General features: G+C 47.5%; 5 protein-coding genes. All 5 read right to left on the bottom strand.

Annotated features, from left to right (window positions below; all coding sequences use genetic code 11):
• Nucleotides 1-340: LptA/OstA family protein (locus tag Q0605_RS09855; protein WP_298706620.1), on the bottom strand; the 340-nt coding region annotated here is incomplete at its 3' end.
• Nucleotides 327-764 (bottom strand): RDD family protein, encoded by a 438-nt coding sequence (locus tag Q0605_RS09860; RefSeq protein ID WP_298706622.1) that lies wholly within the window; start codon nt 762-764, stop codon nt 327-329. The genes Q0605_RS09855 and Q0605_RS09860, both read right to left, overlap by 14 nt.
• On the bottom strand, nt 761-2017 hold the full coding sequence (gene purD / locus Q0605_RS09865) for a phosphoribosylamine--glycine ligase (RefSeq protein ID WP_298706624.1): 1257 nt from the start codon (nt 2015-2017) through the stop codon (nt 761-763). The genes Q0605_RS09860 and purD overlap by 4 nt, the downstream gene beginning before the upstream one ends.
• Nucleotides 2018-2260: 243 nt before the next feature.
• Nucleotides 2261-2923, bottom strand: a complete 663-nt coding sequence (locus Q0605_RS09870; protein WP_298706626.1) for a uroporphyrinogen-III synthase — start codon at nt 2921-2923, stop codon at nt 2261-2263.
• 198 nt (nt 2924-3121) lie between these two features.
• A partial coding sequence (locus tag Q0605_RS09875; RefSeq protein ID WP_298706628.1) for a hypothetical protein occupies nt 3122-3427 on the bottom strand: 306 nt, incomplete at its 5' end.

Genomic DNA, 3427 nt, shown 5'->3' on the forward strand with positions numbered 1-3427 from the left:
CCAATTCGGTCATCATAAAATTTACGTCGGCTTGCTGCTTATCGTTTTTCAGATCGATTTTGACATGCTGCGCACGCGTAGTTTCACTGCTGCCACGCATCGCATTGACGTTACCAAAAAGCTCGATGATGCCGTTTTGCTCGTCGTATGTAGCGCGATCGGCGGTGATAAAGTAGTCCTGCGAATACACCGTTACGTTGCCGCTCGCTTCCGTCAAAAAGCCGTTTTTCTCGACATTATCTGCTATGAGCTCGACATCTTGGACCTTTGCGCTCGCACTATTTGCTAAAAGAGCGCTAAAACTGAGCGCTAGAATTTTAAATTTTTTACTCTTTTTCAATCTCTACCACCAATGTTTTCGCCGCCATATCATGCAGGCACTGACGCGAGTTCGTAAAAAACGCCACCAAAAATCCCATATAAAATATCGTTTCGCTTATCACCCGAACCGCCGCGCGGATCACCGCCGTAGCGATATCCATAGCGCCGCCATCGGCGCGGACGCAATAAATTTTAACCGCGAGCTTACCCAGCGACGCGCCGTATAGATAGACGAAAATCGTATGATATAAAAATTTTATCACAACGTACTGCATCAAGAATTTCGACACGACCTTTTGGATCTCAAGGTTGCTTCCGCTCTGCGCCGCGGCCATGATCTCGGGCTCATCGATGACAAGCAGCACGATAGTAAAAAGCGTCGCCAAGATGATCTCGTCGATACCAAATGCGATTACGCGCTTGCCAAGCGGAGCGATGTTCAAATTTTATCTCTTAAGGCTTGATACGCGATATCGCGCCTATACTGCGCGCCGCTAAATTTTATATTTTCGCACAGCGCGTAAGCCGCGTCGCGCGCCTGCTTTAGGCTCTGCGCAACGCCCACGCTTACCAAAACGCGCCCGCCGCTAGCGTAAATCTGCCCGTCCCGCTCGTTCACGCCTGCATAGCAGATATGCGCGCCGGCAGGAATTTCGCCGACCTCGATCAAAGCAGGCTGCGAAGAGCCGTAAGGATAGCGCTCGCTAGCCATCACGACGCCTACCGCAAATCGCTCTTTTAAGCTTATGCTACTTAGCTTGCCTACGGCGGCGTTGTATAAAATTTCGCTCAAATTTCCGTCAATTAGCGGCATCAGAACCTCGCACTCCGGATCGCCGAAGCGGACGTTGTACTCCAGCACGTAAGGCTCGCCGCCTACGATCATAAGCCCTACGAATAGCACGCCGCAAAAGGGCACGCCCTGCTGCCGCATCCCTTTTAGCGTGGGTGCGACGATCTCGCTCTGCACTCTTTTTATCAGCGCGGCATCCGCTAGCGGACTTGGCGCATAAGCTCCCATGCCGCCGGTGTTCGGACCCATATCGCCGTCAAGCAGCTTTTTGTGATCCTGCGCGACGGGCAAGCTTACGAAATTTTCCCCGTCGCAGATCGCAAAAAAGCTCAGCTCGAAGCCCTCTAAAAACTCCTCCACGACGACGCGCTTGCCGGCTTCACCGAAGCTTTCGCCGCTTAGCATATCCGCAGCAGCTTTTTTAGCTTCATCTTTGGAATTTGCGATGATGACGCCCTTGCCCGCGCACAGGCCGTCCGCTTTGACCACGACGCGGCCGTTTAGACCGTCTATAAATTTTGAAATTTCGGATAGATCGTCGCTGCTTAGAAATTTTGCGGTTTTAATATGATTTCGCGCCAGAAAGTCCTTCATATAGGCTTTAGAGCCCTCAAGCTTCGCTGCAGTGGCGCTGGGACCGAATATTGCGAGGCCTTGCGCTTTGAAAATATCCACGATGCCTTTTGTAAGCGGCTCTTCGGCACCCACGATGGTAAGAGTTACGTCGTTGTTTTTCGCAAAGAGCGCGAGCTCATTAAAATCTTTTAAATCTAAATTTTTACCGAGCGCCTTTGTAGCGCCGTTTCCCGGAGCAAAATACAGATTTAAAACGTTTTTATCCTCGCGAAGTCTTAGCCCGATCGCGTATTCTCTACCGCCGCCGCCGATTATTAGGATATTCAATGAAGCCTCCGTAACGTAAAAAACCCAAGTGAGCGTTGCGTAAAAAGAATCGGCTCAAACAAAGCCAATCTTGCAACTAGGAAAAATCTCTAGGTCGCAACCCGTAACTTTAAAAAAAGCTCGAGCCGAGCCGCGTCACACGGACCTCTCACGTCGTCGCTTATACAAATATGTTGAACCCTCATATAAAACGCTCTCGCTTCACCCAGGCTTGGGCAAAATTATAGTCAAAATTTGCTTAAACTATGGCAAAAGCGCCAGATCGACGCAGGATTTTATCGACACTCTTTCGCAGATTATCGGCTCGCAAAACTCGCTCAAAACGCTCGCCGTCGTTCTACCGATACAGATCGCCTTATAGCCCCCGTCCCAGCCGAAATTTGCGGTAAAGCCGCGAACGTTTTTAGGCGAGGTGAAAATCAGCGTGCTGCCTTGCGGCGGCTTTGCGGCGGCGGGGAGGCTGAGGATAGAATTTTCGTAGGCGATCACGCTTTGCAGCTGCACGCCGGCGCTAGATAGAATTTGCTCCAACTTCGATACCGTTTCGCGCGCGCGCAGATACAGCGCGTCTCTGCCCTGCAAGAGCGGCGCGATCTCTGCAGCAAACTCATTTCCATGCCCGTGTCGCGCCACAAAAATATCGCGAAATCCAAACTCGCGCGCAGCCGCCGCGCACGGCTCGCCGATAGCGTAAACGGGCGTATCTAAATCAAGAGAAATTTCATTAAATTTTATCGCCGCCACCGCGTTTTTGGAGGTAAAAATTAGCGCGCCGATCTGCGCAGGCAGGCTAAATTTGAGGAATTTTATCTCGCAAACCGCAAGCTGCCTCACCTGCGGATGATCAAATCTCGTATTAGACACCAGATATATCAAAACGCCACCTCTAATTTTAATTTTATACAACTAGTATATTTCCATCTTTAAAAAGTTAATTATAGAGTTTGGTTGAAGATACTTTTGCGCTTTTATGTCTTAGTTTCATATATTAAAGGCTTCTTTTACCTCCCAACCTCTTTTTTATAATTATTCTCCGATTTTCTACTTCATTATTTTTTCATAAAATAGAATAAAAATTTTGTCTAACAATGGTAAAATTTCGAATCAATTTATTTTTCTTGCAAAATCTCTTTCAGTTATTCCTCTTTCTCGAATCTCAACTCTCTTGTTCTCGGGTGCTGAAGTTTCTATTTCTTCTTCGGTTCGATATTTTTTTCCAAAATAAATATCTTGCCAATAAGCAATCTTGTTTGCGTTTCTTCCATCAGATGTTCTTGTTATAGTTTTTTTAGTGCTAGGTTTTATTATTTTAACCTCATTACTCTCCAGTATAGATAACCTATCTTGAACACTACTAGCTTTCATGTCAGCTTCTGGAGTTGTAATTGGATGTAATTGGAATTTTTCTAC

The organism is uncultured Campylobacter sp. (genome assembly GCF_938017705.1).
Lineage (GTDB): Bacteria > Campylobacterota > Campylobacteria > Campylobacterales > Campylobacteraceae > Campylobacter_B.